Here is a 16,430-nt window from a genome sequence, read left to right as displayed (position 1 = left end):
CAAGACGTGAGATCTTACATCATCATATAAGGATTCATATCAATTGAAATCATTACATGTTTTTGTTCAATTTCGCGTTTATAATGTTCCAGTATCTTCTTCAATAAAGCGGATAACTGGGTTTCCTGTTTGTATTTTATCACGCATTGATAGCGATATCTATCTTTGATCCTGGCTATCGGCGACGCGCTTGGTCCGAGAATTTTCGTGTCAGCTCCGCAGTTTGCTTTCAAAAAATGAGCGATTTTTTCAGCTGTAACCGCTGCTTTCGCCACTTCCTCATGAGAAACAGTCACAAGAGCCAAATAGTAGTATGGCGGATAGGATTGCTCTCTCCTGTGCGCCATTTCATGCTGATAGAACGTTTCATAATCGTGTGTTTTCGTCAGCTGGATACTGTAATGAGACGGTGTATACGTTTGAATGATGACATGGCCGGGCTTTTCATGCCTGCCTGCCCGGCCGCTGACTTGCGTTAACAGCTGAAATGTTTTTTCAGCCGATCTGAAATCAGGAATATGAAGTGTTGTATCAGCACTTAACACTCCGACAAGCGTGACATTCGGAAAATCAAGCCCTTTCGCGATCATTTGCGTTCCGAGAAGAATATCCGCTTTTCCTTCTCCGAAAGCTGACAGTAATTTTTCATGGGCGCCTTTCCGTGATGTCGTGTCAACATCCATCCGAATCACTCTCGCACTTGGCAGCACTTTTGTCAGCTCTTCCTCCACTCGCTGTGTTCCCGTTCCGAAAAAGCGGATATGCTCGCTTGCGCATTCAGGACAAGTGTGCGGAACAGGCTCTTCATGTCCGCAATAATGGCATTTCAGCCTTTGGCCGTAACGATGATACGTCATGGAAATGTCGCAGTGCGGGCATTGCGGGACATAGCCGCAATCCCTGCACATCACAAAGGAAGAGTAGCCCCTCTTATTTAAAAACAGCACCGCCTGCTCACCCTTGGCAATCGTTTCTTCAAGCTTTTCCATCAATTCAACTGAAAACATCGAGCGATTGCCGTTTCTAAGCTCCTCTCTCATATCGACAAGCGAAACCTCGGGCATCACCCGATGGTTAACACGGTGCTTCAGTGAAAGAAGCTCGTATACGCCCTTTTGCGCTCTAGCATATGATTCTAATGTCGGCGTAGCACTCCCTAATACAACCGGGCAGCTGTGATGCTCAGCCCGCTTGATTGCCACCTCTTTCGCATGATAGCGCGGCATTTCTTCCTGTTTATAGGAAGACTCGTGCTCTTCATCGATGATTATCATTCCGAGATTTTCAAACGGAGCAAAAATGGCGGATCTGGCACCGACGACAAGCCGTACTTCCTTCCGGTGGATTTTACGCCACTCGTCATATTTTTCTCCTGTGGATAAACCGCTGTGCATGACTGCCACCTGGGAGCCGAAGCGGCCCTTGAAGCGGTTGACCATTTGCGGCGTCAGCGATATTTCCGGTACGAGGACGATGGCTTCTTTTCCTTTCGCCAGTACTTTTTCAATTGATTGCAGATAAATTTCGGTTTTTCCGCTTCCTGTCACGCCGTGAAGGAGGAACACTTTATGCTCATCGCTGTCCAATGTCTCGCGTATGGGCTCGAAGGCAGCCCTCTGTTCGTCTGTCAGCGGCAGGGGCTCTGTTTTTTTGAACATTTTGTCCTGATAGGGATCTCTGTAAACCTCTTCATAGCTTTCCTTCAAAAGCCCTTTTTGGATAAGGGTTTTGATGGTTGCAGAGCTCGTGTCCGTTTTTTTGCACAATTCCGCCGCAGGAATTTTCACACCTTCCGGCTCAGAGATGAGAAAGTGAAGAATCGCCTGCTGTTTTGCTGCTTGGCGGGACAATCCCTCAGCCTGCTTAGCAAGCTCTTCTTTACTCGCATTTGCCTGAATATGCCTGACCATTTTTTTATTGGTTTTTTGCGCGACTTTATACGTCACGTCAATGTCCCCTTTTTGAACATGCCTTTGAATCAGTTTCAGCGTCTCATGATCGGGTATATCTGAATACAGCAGCGTCTTTGTTTCAGAAAACAGCCGTTCCACTTGCGGCGGAAGATCGGCTCCGTGTGCAATTTTTAATTCTTTTTCATATTTCGCCTTTAAGGCGGCAGGCAGCATTGCTTGAAGCGCCGTTATTTTAAAAGACAGCGTTTTGTCTGACAGCCATGATGACAGAATCATAAGCTCCTCTGTCAGAACAGGTGTAAGATCTAATAAATCCTCTACTTCCTTGACAGATTTTCCCGATAGGTCAGATGCTTCTTTGACTGCTGTCACAAACCCTTGAATCTTACGGGGGCCAAACGGAACAATGACCCGCATCCCCGTTTTGATCATGCCCTTCAGATGGTCTGGGATTTTATAATCAAAAGGCCTGTCTATATTTTTGGTGCTGACATCAACGATGACTTCTGCAAAATTCATGAGCGCTCTCCGGTTTGTTTTGAGAGGGCTGCGATCTCCTGAAGGATTTCAAAAGAAACATCGAGCTTAGACATAATCGGGAGTTCGCGTTTATGCCCGTCTTTGAAAAAGATTGTCACGATATTCGTATCAGCACCAAAACCGGCCCCATTTGCTTTCACATCATTTGCCACAATCAAATCAAGGTTTTTAGCGGCGAGCTTTTTACGTGCATAGTGTTCAATGTCTTGTGTTTCGGCGGCAAATCCGACCAAAATCTGCTCTTTCTTTTTCTCGCCCAATTCTTTCAAAATATCGACTGTTCTTTTCAGTTCTAAGGTCATGCCGCCGTCTTGTTTTTTCATTTTATGGTCAAATACTGTTTTCGGCGTAAAATCGGCTACCGCAGCTGTTTTAATGACTATATCGCTTGCGTCATACACAGAGAGCACAGCTTCGCGCATATCCGCAGCCGATTGAACAGGGATAAACTCAGCAAGGCCTTTAGGCTGATCAAGTGAAACAGGCCCAGAAATTAAGATTACCCGTGCGCCGAGCTGAACAGCAGCCTCCGCCAGTGCGTAGCCCATTTTGCCCGTCGATTTATTGGTAAAAAACCGGACAGGATCAATCGCTTCCCGCGTTGGGCCGGCTGTAATGACCACATGCTTGCCTTCTAAAGGAGCGGATGTTTCTTCAGCAAAATGTTTTTCGGCCAGCTTTACGATGTTTTCCGGCTCTTCCAATCTGCCTTTTCCTACGTAACCGCATGCTAAATAGCCCTCACTTGGCTCAATAAAACAATAACCGTCCTGATAAAGAACAGAAATGTTTCGTTTGACTGCCGGGTGGTCATACATATGAACGTTCATTGCCGGCGCGATCCAAACGGGAGCCGTTGCTGCCAACAATGTTGTCGTCAGCATATCATCAGCGATGCCGTTTGCCAGTTTTCCAATCACATTAGCCGTAGCCGGCGCTACGATAATCAAGTCGGCCCAGTCTGCGGCATCAATATGAGAAATGACGCTTGGATTTTGTTCTTTAAATGTATCTGTATAGACTTCGTGGCGGCTCAATGCCTGAAATGTCAGCGGTGAAACGAATCGGCAAGCGGATTCAGTCATAATCACTTTGACATTTGCTCCTGCCTGAACCAGCTTGCTCGTTAACGCACAGGCTTTATAAACAGCGATGCCTCCACTCACGCAAAGTAACACATTTCGATTGTTAAGCAATGAATTCTCCCCCTCTGCACTTTACAAAACCGCACGGAAAAAAATAACAACCTACATGATATAGGTTGCTACTTGTGCTACTATTCGCGGTCTTCCTTTTCAAACGAAAGCAGGCCTGCATCAATTTCTTCTAAAGCTTTGCCTACATATTTGTGTGAAATCGTATGTTCAATCATTTGGTCTTTTTTGATTTGCATTTCACGGGCACGTCTCGCAGAAACAGTCACCAGCGTATATTTTGAATCTAATTTATTCATTAAAGAATCAATTGACGGATCTAACATTGATTATTCAACCTCCAGCATTTTCTTATATCTTGGTGCAACGCGTTCACGCTTCAAATGTTCAGCAAGAACGATTGCTTTGATTTTATCGCAAGCCGTTTCGACATTATCGTTTTCAACGACATAGTCATAAGCATCCATCATTTCGATCTCAGCTTTTGCGGCTTTCATTCGATTTTCAATCAGAGCGTCTGTTTCTGTTCCTCGTGTCACGATTCTGTTTTTCAGTTCAGAAAGGCTTGGAGGCGCAAGGAAAATAAACAGGCCTTCCGGGAAAGCATTTCTCACTTGAAGAGCCCCTTGAACTTCAATTTCTAAAAAGACGTCTTTTCCATCTTGAAGCGTCTGTTCAACATAATCGACTGGCGTGCCGTAATAATTGCCGACATACTCTGCCCATTCAAGCAGCTTGTTGTCCGCAATCATTTGCTCGAATTCGTCTCTTGTTTTGAAAAAATAATCGACTCCGTTCACTTCGCCCTCTCTTGGACTTCTTGTGGTTACTGAAATCGAATATTCAAATTTTGTGTCTTCCTGCGAAAAGATCGCTTGTCGAACCGTTCCTTTACCAACTCCTGAGGGACCTGAGAGAACGATTAATAACCCTCTTTCTTTCATGCGGCAATTACCCCTGCCCTTCATCCATAATTTCTTCTTTAACAGAAAGTCTGTGTGCAACTGTCTCAGGCTGGACGGCAGATAAGATAATGTGATCACTATCCATGACGACAACTGCACGGGTTCTTCGTCCGTATGTAGCGTCAATTAGCATTCCGCGGTCTCTTGCATCCTGAATCATCCGTTTGATTGGCGCAGACTCCGGGCTGACAATCGAAATCATCCGATTGGCGGAGATGATATTGCCAAATCCGATATTAATCAGTTTAATCGTCATCTTCTACGTTCCCCCTGTAAAATAGACGTCTCTAGTTTAGCCTAGTAAGACCGTCTGTAAACAATACGCACAGTCACTATTCTATATTTTGCACTTGTTCTTTTATTTTTTCAATAGAACTTTTCATTTCAACGACAAGCTTTGTGATCTGATGATCATTTGCTTTTGAGCCGATCGTATTTGCTTCCCGATTGAGCTCCTGAACAAGAAAGTCGAGTTTGCGCCCGACAGCTCCGCCACTAGCTAATATATCACGAAACTGGGCGAAGTGGCTCTTCAGCCTTGTAATCTCTTCAGTGATATCAGAGCGGTCTGCAAAAATAGCGCATTCTGTTACAAGCCGGCTCTCGTCTAATACGTCTTCAGTCCATTCTTTGATTCTGGCATACAGCCGTTCCCGGTAACGAGATACGACATCTGCAGCCAGCAATTCAGTTTCTCTCACCAGCTCTTCAAGCTGATCAATATGCATCAGGCAGTCTTTCGCTAAGAGCAGCCCCTCTTTTTCACGCATTTCACAGAGACCTTTTACCGCTTCTTCTGCAGCATCGATGATCAACGCCTCCAGCTTGTCATTTTGCGTCTGTTCTTCATGAACCTGGACGACATGATCAAGCTTAAAGAAATCCATTACATCGGGCTCTGCAGACAATTGATACCGCTTCTTCATATCTCTCGCGGCTGCGACAAACTCATCGAGCAGCGGCCAATCAATTTCAAGCCTTTTCTCAACAAGCATATCGCTGTCAACGGATACGAAAAGCTCAATTCTTCCGCGCTGAATATGCTGCAGAATGGTCTGTTTCAGCTTATCTTCAAAATATAGCAAAGGCCTTGGCAAACGAGCGTTCACTTCTTTAAATCTGTAGTTCACAGATTTAAGTTCAACGCTTACAGAGAGATCGTCTTGTGTTTTGCTTGCACTGCCGAAGCCTGTCATACTTCGTATCATTTTAAAACACCCAATTCTTCCCTGTTCTCATAATAAAAGGGCAATAGACACGCTATTACCCCTAAGATTATATCATATGAATTTATTTTTTTCTTGTTAAAAGTGACCCCGCCAGCAAAAAAGTAGGGATGGCGGACATACCGATGACGAGCATCCAGTCCCCCGGCGTGATGGCTACAGTATGGAAAATCGGCTGAAGCGGCGGATAGTAGATTACTACAAGCATCAGCAAAATGGATGACAATACCGCGCCGATTAAATACAGGTTTTGAAACGGATTTCTAGAGAAAACAGAAGTTTCGCTGCGGCAGTCAAACACGTGAATAAGCTGAGCGAGCACCAATGTGGCAAACGCGATCGTCTGGGCATAAGCCAAGTTTTCCGGATTGCGGTGGTACACAATGATAAACGCTAAAATAGTGGCAACTCCGATTAAAAATCCTCTGGAAACGACCTTCCATCCTAGCTTGCGGGCAAATACCCCTTCTTTCGGATGACGGGGCTTGCGCTTCATGACGTCTCCTTCCGGCTGATCCATGCCGAGCGCCATTGCCGGCAATCCGTCCGTCACCAAGTTGACCCACAAAATCTGAATCGGAACCAGCGGTAAAGGAAGGGCAAGCAGCATCGCAAACAGCATGACAAGGATTTCTCCGACGTTAGACGCCAACAGGTATCTGATAAACTTCCTGATATTTTCGTAGATGTTCCTGCCTTCTTTTATCGCTGATTTAATCGTCGCAAAATTATCATCCACGAGAACAAGAGATGATGCTTCTTTGGCCACATCTGTCCCGGTAATGCCCATAGAGACGCCGATATCAGCCTGTTTAATGGCAGGAGCATCATTGACGCCGTCTCCCGTCATCGCCACAATATGCCCGTTCTCCTGATAGGCTTTTACGATTTTTAGTTTATGTTCAGGGGAAACGCGGGCAAATACATACACATCCTCCACCACATGAGAAAGCTCTTCTTGAGAAAGTTCATTCAGCATCTTGCCGTCCATGATTTTGCCGCTTTTCGGAAGGAGGCGCAAGTCTTTCGCTATCGCTTTAGCGGTTTCTACATGATCACCTGTAATCATGACGGTCTTAATTCCCGCTTCACGGCATTCTTTAATCGCCTGTCTGACTTCCGGCCGCGGGGGATCAATGATACCTGAAAGGCCAAGCATGGTCAGATCTTTTTCCGCCTGCTCCATTGACGGTGTTTCGCCTGCTTTTATCGGCCTGTAGGCGACCGCTATCGTTCTGAGCGCCTGTGATGCCAAATGTCTTAATACCGCCTCTGTTTCTGCTTTTCTTTCATTTGAAAAAAGAGCCGCTGAGCCATCATAATAAATACGGGAAGATCGCTGCATGAGTACATCCGGCGCACCTTTTGTAATGATATAGCGCTTTCTGTCTTGATTCTCTACGATGACAGTCATCATTTTCCGTGCGGAATCAAACGGAAATTCTTCAATCACTCTGTAATTAGATTCAACAAACTCCTTTGAAAAACCGCCTTTTCTTGCCGCGGTGAGCAGCGCTCCCTCTGTCGGATCTCCGTCAAGCACATATTCGCCGTCTCTTTTCTCAATATTGGAGTTGTTACAAAGCGCTCCGAACAGAAGCATCTGCTGAAGCGGCTTATGTTCATTGACACTGATCTCTTTTTCGTTTAGTGTGAAGCTTCCTTTCGGTTCATAGCCGGCCCCTGCCACTCTCCATGTTTTCCCTCCGGACCAGACATGCGTCACTGTCATTTTGTTTTGGGTCATTGTCCCTGTTTTATCTGAGCAAATGATAGACGCACACCCAAGCGTTTCAACAGCAGGAAGCTTTCTAACAATGGATTTTTGTTTAATCATCCTCTGTACACCAAGCGAAAGCGCCACTGTCACAATCGCCGGCAGCCCCTCCGGAATAGCGGCTACCGCTAACGAGACACCTGCTAAAAACATACTGTACAGATCATGACCCTGAATAACACCGACAGCAACGACAAGTACGGTCAGAAGCAATGCAACAACAATCAAAATCTTCCCGAGCTGCTCCAGTCTTCTTTGCAGCGGGGTTGACAATGTCCCTGCCGATTCAAGCATGTCGGCAATTTTCCCCATAGCCGTATTCATTCCTGTCCCGACGACAACCCCGACACCGCTGCCGCGGGTCACAATCGTACCCATAAATGCCATATTGGTAATATCGCCGAGTGAAACATCCGGTTTTTTCAATTTATCAGCATGCTTCACAACCGGGATTGATTCCCCGGTTAGCGCTGATTCTTCTATTTCAAGGCTTCTCGCTTCAACAATTCGAACGTCTGCGCCAATTCTGTCCCCGCTCGTAAATTTCACAATATCACCCGGCACCAGTTCCTTAGAAGGAATCTTTGTCCAGCTTCCTTCCCTGAGTGCCATGACGTGCGGTGTTGAAAGCTCTTTTAAAGCCTGAAGAGATTGCTCAGCACGCCTTTCTTGAAAGAAACCGAGTATGCCATTCACAAACACAATCGCAATAATCGCAACCGCATCTACATATTCACCAAGAAATCCTGAGATTAACGTTGCCGCCAGAAGCACAAGCACCATAAAATCTTTGAACTGCGCGAAAAACAAGAGAAGCGCTGAAGTTTTTTTCCCTTCTTGCAGCTCGTTTGGTCCATGCTTGTCAAGGCGTTTTTTTACCTCTTTTTCTGTTAATCCTTGTTTCATGGACGTATTGGTTGCCTCTAGTAAATCTGTTTGTCCCATTTCATGAAACTTCATTCCGCTCGTCCACTCCCCTGCTCTCTTATAGAGATATCACTCTATAAGCATGCTTATTCTGACTCGTCCCATTTCATGCTATAATTATCGAATGCAGGAAGAATGAGAGGGTGTATTGCATATGTCGTTTGATGGCATGTTTACATACGGAATGACACACGAACTTAACGAGAAAATAATGGGCGGACGAATTACAAAAATCCATCAGCCATATAAGCACGATGTGATTTTCCACATCCGTGCCAAGGGAAAAAACCAAAAACTATTATTATCGGCACATCCGAGCTATTCACGGGTGCATATCACGGCACAAGCTTATGAAAATCCAAGCGAACCGCCAATGTTTTGCATGTTGCTGAGAAAGCATATCGAAGGCGGATTCATTGAGAAAATTGAACAAGCGGGCTTAGACCGCATTATGATTTTTCATATCAAAAGCCGAAACGAAATTGGCGATGAAACCGTACGAAAGCTTTATGTAGAAATTATGGGCCGCCACAGCAATATCATTTTGACTGACGCAGCAGAAAATGTGATTATCGACGGACTTAAGCATTTATCACCGTCAATGAACAGCTACCGTACAGTACTGCCCGGCCAAGATTATAAGCTTCCGCCTGCTCAGGACAAAATATCGCCTCTTGAGGCGTCAGAAGATGATATTTTGCGTCACCTCAGCTTTCAAGAAGGAAGGCTTGATAAACAAATTGTCGACCACTTTTCAGGCGTGTCTCCGCTTTTCGCCAAAGAAGCGGTTCACAGAGCAGGCCTTGCCAACAAAGTCACACTGCCAAAAGCGTTGCTGGCACTGTTTGCCGAAGTGAAAGAGCACCGTTTCATTCCCAACATTACGACTGTAAACGGAAAGGAATATTTTTATCTGCTGGAGCTGACTCATCTAAAGGGCGAAGCGCGCCGTTTTGATTCATTAAGCGAACTGCTCGACCGTTTTTATTTCGGAAAAGCTGAACGAGACCGGGTTAAGCAACAGGCTCAGGATCTTGAGCGTTTTGTTGTGAACGAACGGAAGAAGAATGCCAACAAAATCAAAAAATTAGAGAAAACCCTGGAGTATTCGGAAAACGCGAAGGAATTTCAGCTTTACGGAGAGCTTTTAACCGCTAATTTATATATGCTGAAAAAAGGTGATAAACAGGCTGAGGTCATCAATTATTATGATGAAGAAAGCCCGACAATCACGATTCCTTTAAACCCGAACAAAACGCCTTCTGAAAACGCACAGGCCTATTTCACGAAGTATCAGAAAGCGAAAAATTCGGTCGCAGTTGTCGAGGAGCAAATCAGGCTGGCACAGGAAGAGATCGAATATTTTGATCAGCTGATTCAGCAGCTTTCGTCCGCTTCTCCCCGGGATATCAGCGAAATCAGGGAAGAGCTTGTTGAGGGCAAATATTTACGCCCTAAGCAGCAAAAAGGCCAGAAAAAGCAAAAACCGCACAATCCGGTGTTAGAAACATATGAATCCACCTCAGGGCTGACAATTTTAGTGGGTAAGAACAATCGTCAAAATGAATATTTAACGACAAGAGTGGCGGCCAGAGACGATATCTGGCTTCACACGAAGGACATTCCCGGCTCCCACGTTGTGATCAGAAGCAGCGAACCTGATGAGCAAACAATCATGGAAGCCGCGACAATTGCAGCTTATTTTTCAAAAGCTAAAGATTCAAGTTCAGTGCCTGTAGATTATACAAAAATCAGGCATGTCAAAAAACCAAACGGCGCGAAACCCGGTTTCGTCACTTATGACAGCCAGCATACCGTCTTTGTCACGCCTGATGCTGATACTGTCATCAAGCTCAAAAAAAGCTGAGCCGCATAAAGAAAAGCCAGAGCATTTGTATGCTCTGGCTTATTTCTTTCTTCTCATCTGATAAAGCCTGTTCACTTCAGCAACAAAATCGCCGTCAATCAGCTTATCCACGTTTTCAGCAAGCTCTTTCGTGTGCTTTGGACTGGCTCCGCTTGTAGAAACAGACACAGTGACATGCCCTCTTTTTACGATTTTCGGCATATATACATTGCCAAGCTCAGCGTCACTGACACAATTGACAAGCTGAAAAGGCGAAGCGGATTGGGCAATTTCTTTGTTCACTGCCGCATTATCCGTCGCAGCAATAATGAAGAAAGCATTGAGATAATCTTCTTTTTCAATTGTCCGTTTTTCCCATTTGATACGCCGCTCTTCTGCCATTTGCTTGATTTCCGGTTCCACATCCGGACTGACAAGCGTTATATCAGCTCCCTCAGAAATCACCGTTTTCAGCCTTCTGAGAGCGATGCTTCCGCCCCCCGCAATCACAACCTTCTTCTTTTCCAGGCTAATGTGCAGCGGAAGCATATGAACCTCCATCAAAATCAAATTGTCCCTCAGAATTTGCCGCAGTTTCTCTCACACGGTTCAAAAATGCGTTTTTCACATGAGGATGAAAACCGATATAGGAAGAGAGGTAGACGTTCGGATTATGGGCTTTTAATTTCTGAACCTCTCGTTCGATTTCATTCATCAGCATACCCGTAAAAAGCAAATATGGAACGATAAAGGTTGTTATGCCGTCATCTTTTTCAAGTTCTGAAAAAACCTCTTTGTAATTAGGGCCGCATGCTGTCAAAAAGCACGGAATGACTTCCTTCACTGGAACCATTTCCTGAAGAAGATTAGCAATTCCGGTTACGTCTCTTTTGACGTCTGGATCTGAACTTCCCCTTCCGATGAGCACCACTCTGGCATTTTCATACGGAACACCTATGTCTTTCATTCGGTGATATACAGCCTTGACTACTTCTTCGTCAATCCCGATCGGCTTTCCGTATGAAATACGGACTGATGGATATCGAGATGCAACACGGACAATTTCTTCCGGAATATCATGTTTTGCATGCGCAGCTGTTAAAAGAAGCAGAGGCACCACTGCGATATGAGTGGCACCTTGCTTCACACATGCTTCAAATCCTGTCTCAATTGTCGGCTCCTGAAGCTCTAAAAAGCTGATTTCTTGTACTGGCACAGAGATGTGGGCCTTGCATCCTTCCAAAAAGGCTGCGGCTTCTTGCTGCGCTTTTTTGACCCGGCTGCCGTGGCCGACATATAAAATTGCTTGTTTCATTTTTACAACGCCTCGCTTAAATCTTGTTTTTTTAGTTCAGATTCAAACCATTCCAGCTTATAGTGATAATTTACAACATTTCCAATGACAATTAAACTCGGATTTGTAATGTTTTCTTTTATCACCGTTTCTGAAAGGGTGTCAACTGTACAAAAAACAGATTTTTGCTTGTCCGTTGTCCCCCAATGAATAAAGGCTGCTGGCGTAGAACCGTCCCGGCCATTTTCAAGGAGTTTTCTTTCAATCTGCTGCACGTTTTTGATACCCATATAGATGACAAGTGTATCAATTCCTGTAGCCAGCGCTTTCCACTTTTCCTCAAAATCTTCTTCTTTTTTATAGTGACCCGTTACAAAAGCGACGTTAGAGCCCGCATCCCGATGGGTAACAGGAATCCCGGCATAAGCGGCTGCCGCGATTCCAGACGTAATGCCGGGAATGATTTCAAACGGAATTCCATTTTCAGAGAGGCATTCCGCTTCTTCCCCTCCTCTCCCGAACACAAAAGGGTCTCCGCCTTTCAGTCTGACAACCATTTTCCCTTTTTGCGCATACTTCACAAGAAATCGATTGATGGTTTCCTGCTTCATCGTATGAAAATCCGGAAGCTTCCCGCAGTAGATCAGGTCTGCTTGCTCTTTGGCATATTGTAAAATCTCTTTATTTACTAATCTGTCATATAAGATGACATCAGCTTTTTCAATGGCTTTCAGCGCTTTAATTGTCAGCAGATCAGGGTCACCGGGACCCGCTCCTACAATATATACTTTCCCCATCGTATTTCCCCCGATCTATTCGAGTTCTTCCAGAAGATTCGCTGTGATGATGTTCTCGCTTGCATTCCGGCATCTGAGAAGAACGCAGCAGATCATATTCAGCTCAATTTTTGTTTAACAAACTCGATCAGCTGATTTTTACACGCTTCACGGTCATGCTGTCCTGAATCAAGAACGAGCTCTGGAGCTTCCGGTTCTTCATAAGGAGAATCAATTCCTGTAAAGAACGGAATCTCGCCGTTTCTTGCTTTTTTGTAAAGCCCTTTCGGATCTCTTTGTTCACAAATATCAAGGTCGCATTTAATGTAGACTTCATTAAATTCGCCCGCTTCCACAAGCTCGCGAACCTGTTGTCTGTCCTCGCGGAAAGGAGAGATAAAAGCAGTAATCACAATGGTTCCCTGCTGAACAAAAAGCTTCGCCACCTCTCCGATCCGGCGGATGTTTTCTTTTCGGTCTTCATCAGAAAAACCAAGATCCCTATTTAGGCCGTGACGGATATTATCCCCGTCCAGCACAATGACTTGGTAGCCTTGCTCAAACAATTCTCTCGCAGCGGCGTTGGCAATGGTTGATTTGCCTGAGCCGCTTAACCCTGTCAGCCAGAGAATGGAGCTTTTATGCTTGTTTTTTTGCTGATACTCTTCTTTTGTGATAGAGGCTTCATGCCATACAATATCGCGATTTGTCACTGCCAGTCCTCCTTAAGATACGCCTACTTCTTCTTTTTTCTTCATCCCTTTGATTAACACTTCTACTACTTCTTTTCGACTGAATTCAGCAGGCGGCAGCACACCGTCTCTCAGCATACCTCTTACCTTAGTGCCTGATAAAATGACGTGATGCTCTCTGCCATGAGGGCAAGTTTTTGCTGTTCCCATATTTCCGCATTTTTTACAGAAGAAGCTGTGCTCAAATTTCAGCGGTGTAATTCCGAGTTCTTCAGGTTTAAATGTGTCAAACAGTTCCTGTGCTTCGTATGTTCCGTAATAGTCGCCTACACCTGCATGATCACGGCCGACGATGAAATGTGTGCAGCCGTAGTTCTTTCTGACAAGCGCGTGGAAAATTGCTTCTCTCGGGCCTGCATAACGCATCGCCGCTAAAAAGACACCAAGGAAAACACGATCTTTCGGGTAATAATGATCAAGAAGCACTTGGTAGCTTTCCATCCGTACATCAGCTGGAATGTCATCAGATTTTGTTTCACCTACTAACGGATTCAAGAACAAGCCGTCTACTGTTTCAAGAGCCGTTTTTTGAATGTATTCATGCGCTCTGTGAACAGGGTTTCTTGTTTGGAAACCGACAATGGTTTCCCAGCCTTTTTCCGCAAACTGGCGTCTCGTTTCTGACGGTTCAAATGTAAATTCAGGGAACTGTTTTGAAGCTTTTTTAATCAACGTAATCGGTCCGCCGACATATGTATTGCCGCGGCTGAACAGCTTTTTAACACCAGGATGCTCCTGTTCATCTGTTTTGTACACATTGACAGCTTCTTTTTGTTTGTCAGGCACGTACAGGTCTTCGATTTGGATAACGCCGTAAGTTTCTCCTTCATACGTTAACTTTACCGTTTCACCAAGTGACAGTTCCGCTGCTTTTTGCGCATCGACCGGAAGCGTGATTGGAAGAGACCAGACAACGCCGGAAGAAAGACGCATGTTTTCGACCACTGATACGTAATCTTTTTCATTAAAGAAACCTTCAATCGGGCTGTATGCACCGATACCGATCAATTCCAAATCCGCGAAAGAAATTAAATCAAGTTCAATTTCTTTTTGAATGCCGCTCACATCATATGATTCATCTACTCTGTTTACTAATGTTCCTCCGTGTGGTGCTAAGCTCATAATATCCATCTCCTCCTAGTTAACTTATAAAATTACTCAGATTAATGATCAGATTCCCCCGCCTTGTTCGTGGACTGAGCGTCTCTCTTTACGAATGGCCTTTGTCAGGCTGATGGCACCGCCCGCCGCTAAAAGCACACTTACCATGATAAAGATCGAATAATAATCTGCTTTTAAAAACAAGGATACAAGCAGATAAGAAATCGATAAAGATAAAAACGGCGATACGATCCATACCTTCAGCATCGTTTGAACAACTTGTTTATGGAACACGTTCGGACCGTTTTTCGCCATGCCTATTCCGATAATAGACGATGACGTGACTTGCGCCAAGGGCACCGGCATCCCAAATACAGAACTGATGATCACCAGTCCCGCTCCTGTACCGGATAAGAGAATGCCTTCCCCTTTGGAGAACCTCGTAATTTTCTTCCCGTTTGTTTCTAGCACTCGCCGGCCTAATAACAGTGCGCCAAGAGCAACAAAAGCTCCTCCATACAAGGTTCCTTTTCCGACATCAAGCACACCGGCAGCTACTAACGGGCCAACAGCATTCGCCACGTTATTCATGCCGGCAGAGAATGCTTCGAAAAATCCGGCAACTAACAAAACAATGCCGAGGATTTTTTGCTTTTTAGAAGATTTTACTTCAATCTTAAAATAACGAAACAGCTTAGATACGAAATAGGTGAAGCCGAAAGCGAACAGCGGGACAAAAACCCAAAATGACACAATGATCAGAAGATTGTTCACAAACAATACTTTATAAGCCACTCCCACGCCGACAACCGCGCCGACTGTTACTTCACTTGTCGACAAAGGAATGCCGAGCAGATTAGCAGTAAAGAGCGACAGGGCAGCAGCTCCAATAATGATGCAAACAATCGTCAGTGTAATCGTCTGCTCAGGAATAATGCCGGAGCTGATTGTTTTTACAACCTCGCCTCCGCCAATGACCGCCCCGGCAAAGACACCGACTGCGCATAGGATCAAAGCGTAAGTTTTCTTTTTGATGGCTCCGGAGCCGTAAGCAACCCCCATCGAAGCTGCAGCGCCGCTTGCACCAATATTCATCGCGAAAAACAAGCTAAATAAAATAGCGGCTAATTCCATTTTGCAGCTCCTTATTCATGCAGTCCGCATTCTGTTTTCGCCATACCATTCCATCTGCCTGAGCGCAAATCTTCTGCTGTAAAAGCGGGAGAAGTGCAAGGCGCACAGCCAATACTTGGATAGCCTTGGTCATGAAGCGGATTGTAGTCCAGTTCATTCCGGGATGTATATCTCCAAATGTCTTTCCAAGTCCAATGGATAAGCGGGCAAACTTTTACTGACTTGAATTTTTCATCTTTGTTTAAGAAATTCGTATTGGCACGGCTTGGCCCTTGATCACGGCGCAGGCCGGAAAGCCAGGCTGGATGTCCTGAAAGCGCCTCTCTTAAAGGAACGACCTTTCTAAGATAGCAGCACTGATTCGGCTCTCTTTCCCATAGTTTGTCACCATGTTCTTCGGCTTGTTCCTCAAGGGTGAGATCTGGTTTTTTCAGGATGATATTAAGACCCGGATAACGCTCTTTCACTCGTTCAATTGTTTCATAGGTTTCTTTAAAATGAAGTCCTGTATCAAGAAACACAATCTCTGCGTCTTTTTTCACTTTATAAATTAAGTCAATCAGAACGATTCCCTCAATTCCGAAACTGCAGGCATAAACAAGCTGATCGCCGTAATGGCCGTATGCCCATTTTAAAACTGACAGCGCTCCTTTATAAGGATCGTCTTCCGGAAATGTAATCGTTGGTTCTTCCCAATTATCATACGTTAACATTTCTTCTTTCCTCCTTTCGGAGACAAACAAACAGTAGCTTTCTGCCGGTTGTCTTTTCCCATGTAATGTGATTCGCGGCTGCTGATATACAGATAGCCTTTTTACCTCTTAAAATAAAAAACTTTCAATCCGGCGGAAAGAAAGACAGGAACAGCATGCAGCCCTTATCTTTCAAAATGGAATTCATTTTGCTGGAAGTAGCACCTTACAAACTATGCAGGTTGCCGGGCTTCATAGGTCCAGTCCCTCAGCCGCTCTTGATAAGTTTTTAGATTTGTAGTAAATTTTAGCACAATTCTAACATAAGTCAAC

15 protein-coding genes and 1 riboswitch are annotated in these 16,430 nt (G+C 44.9%); of the genes, 1 reads left to right on the top strand and 14 read right to left on the bottom strand.

The genetic code is table 11. The annotated features are described in order from the left end of the window. Nucleotides 1-14: 14 nt before the first annotated feature. The 7 genes from priA to NST22_RS08445 all read right to left on the bottom strand — a co-directional run bounded on the left by priA (nucleotide 15) and on the right by NST22_RS08445 (nucleotide 8,535). Nucleotides 15-2,432 (bottom strand): primosomal protein N', encoded by a 2,418-nt coding sequence (gene priA / locus NST22_RS08475; RefSeq protein WP_003232079.1) that lies wholly within the window; start codon nucleotides 2,430-2,432, stop codon nucleotides 15-17. After that, nucleotides 2,429-3,649, bottom strand: coding sequence for a bifunctional phosphopantothenoylcysteine decarboxylase/phosphopantothenate--cysteine ligase CoaBC (coaBC, locus tag NST22_RS08470; RefSeq protein ID WP_009967219.1), 1,221 nt, complete (start codon nucleotides 3,647-3,649; stop codon nucleotides 2,429-2,431). Before coaBC ends, priA begins: the two co-directional genes overlap by 4 nt. Nucleotides 3,650-3,729: 80 nt before the next feature. Further along, nucleotides 3,730-3,933: a DNA-directed RNA polymerase subunit omega gene (gene rpoZ / locus NST22_RS08465; protein ID WP_003221520.1), complete on the bottom strand. Its 204-nt coding sequence runs from the start codon at nucleotides 3,931-3,933 to the stop codon at nucleotides 3,730-3,732. Nucleotides 3,934-3,936: 3 nt separating this feature from the next. Continuing rightward, the gene (gmk, locus tag NST22_RS08460; protein WP_003232083.1) at nucleotides 3,937-4,551 is read right to left on the bottom strand and encodes a guanylate kinase; all 615 of its coding nucleotides are present in this window, start codon (nucleotides 4,549-4,551) and stop codon (nucleotides 3,937-3,939) included. A gap of 7 nt (nucleotides 4,552-4,558) precedes the next feature. Then, nucleotides 4,559-4,828 carry an extracellular matrix/biofilm regulator RemA gene (remA, locus tag NST22_RS08455; protein WP_003154355.1) on the bottom strand — a complete coding sequence of 90 codons (270 nt, stop codon included), beginning with the start codon at nucleotides 4,826-4,828 and terminating at the stop codon, nucleotides 4,559-4,561. A 76-nt stretch (nucleotides 4,829-4,904) separates the two neighbouring features. Further along, nucleotides 4,905-5,780 carry a YicC/YloC family endoribonuclease gene (locus tag NST22_RS08450; RefSeq protein ID WP_009967215.1) on the bottom strand — a complete coding sequence of 292 codons (876 nt, stop codon included), beginning with the start codon at nucleotides 5,778-5,780 and terminating at the stop codon, nucleotides 4,905-4,907. Nucleotides 5,781-5,862: 82 nt separating this feature from the next. Continuing rightward, nucleotides 5,863-8,535: a calcium-translocating P-type ATPase, SERCA-type gene (locus NST22_RS08445; protein WP_003232087.1), complete on the bottom strand. Its 2,673-nt coding sequence runs from the start codon at nucleotides 8,533-8,535 to the stop codon at nucleotides 5,863-5,865. Nucleotides 8,536-8,656: 121 nt separating this feature from the next. Between NST22_RS08445 and rqcH the strand changes: the two genes are divergently transcribed. Continuing rightward, complete coding sequence (gene rqcH / locus NST22_RS08440; RefSeq protein WP_003232089.1) at nucleotides 8,657-10,369, top strand: tRNA modification protein RqcH; 1,713 nt, start codon at nucleotides 8,657-8,659, stop codon at nucleotides 10,367-10,369. A 39-nt stretch (nucleotides 10,370-10,408) separates the two neighbouring features. On the opposite strand, the gene sirC is transcribed toward rqcH, so the two are convergent. From sirC to NST22_RS08405, 7 genes are all read right to left on the bottom strand, one after another. Then, complete coding sequence (sirC, locus tag NST22_RS08435; RefSeq protein WP_003232091.1) at nucleotides 10,409-10,897, bottom strand: precorrin-2 dehydrogenase; 489 nt, start codon at nucleotides 10,895-10,897, stop codon at nucleotides 10,409-10,411. Next, nucleotides 10,878-11,663, bottom strand: coding sequence for a sirohydrochlorin chelatase (gene sirB, locus NST22_RS08430; protein WP_003232093.1), 786 nt, complete (start codon nucleotides 11,661-11,663; stop codon nucleotides 10,878-10,880). Before sirB ends, sirC begins: the two co-directional genes overlap by 20 nt. A gap of 2 nt (nucleotides 11,664-11,665) precedes the next feature. After that, nucleotides 11,666-12,439, bottom strand: coding sequence for a uroporphyrinogen-III C-methyltransferase (gene cobA, locus NST22_RS08425; protein WP_003232095.1), 774 nt, complete (start codon nucleotides 12,437-12,439; stop codon nucleotides 11,666-11,668). Nucleotides 12,440-12,537: 98 nt separating this feature from the next. Continuing rightward, nucleotides 12,538-13,131 (bottom strand): adenylyl-sulfate kinase, encoded by a 594-nt coding sequence (gene cysC, locus NST22_RS08420; protein WP_003232097.1) that lies wholly within the window; start codon nucleotides 13,129-13,131, stop codon nucleotides 12,538-12,540. A gap of 12 nt (nucleotides 13,132-13,143) precedes the next feature. Beyond that, nucleotides 13,144-14,292: a sulfate adenylyltransferase gene (gene sat / locus NST22_RS08415; RefSeq protein WP_003245745.1), complete on the bottom strand. Its 1,149-nt coding sequence runs from the start codon at nucleotides 14,290-14,292 to the stop codon at nucleotides 13,144-13,146. Between the two features lie 48 nt (nucleotides 14,293-14,340). Beyond that, nucleotides 14,341-15,405, bottom strand: a complete 1,065-nt coding sequence (cysP, locus tag NST22_RS08410; RefSeq protein WP_003232101.1) for a sulfate permease — start codon at nucleotides 15,403-15,405, stop codon at nucleotides 14,341-14,343. 11 nt (nucleotides 15,406-15,416) lie between these two features. Beyond that, nucleotides 15,417-16,118, bottom strand: coding sequence for a phosphoadenylyl-sulfate reductase (locus NST22_RS08405; protein ID WP_003232103.1), 702 nt, complete (start codon nucleotides 16,116-16,118; stop codon nucleotides 15,417-15,419). Nucleotides 16,119-16,279: 161 nt separating this feature from the next. Further along, nucleotides 16,280-16,385, bottom strand: a riboswitch (SAM riboswitch). Between the last annotated feature and the right edge of the window lie 45 nt (nucleotides 16,386-16,430).

Source organism: Bacillus sp. PS237, from assembly GCF_037963345.1.
Taxonomy (GTDB): domain Bacteria; phylum Bacillota; class Bacilli; order Bacillales; family Bacillaceae; genus Bacillus; species Bacillus subtilis.
The sequence above is the reverse complement of the archived record's forward strand: the minus strand, read 5'-3'. Positions and strand labels throughout refer to the sequence as shown.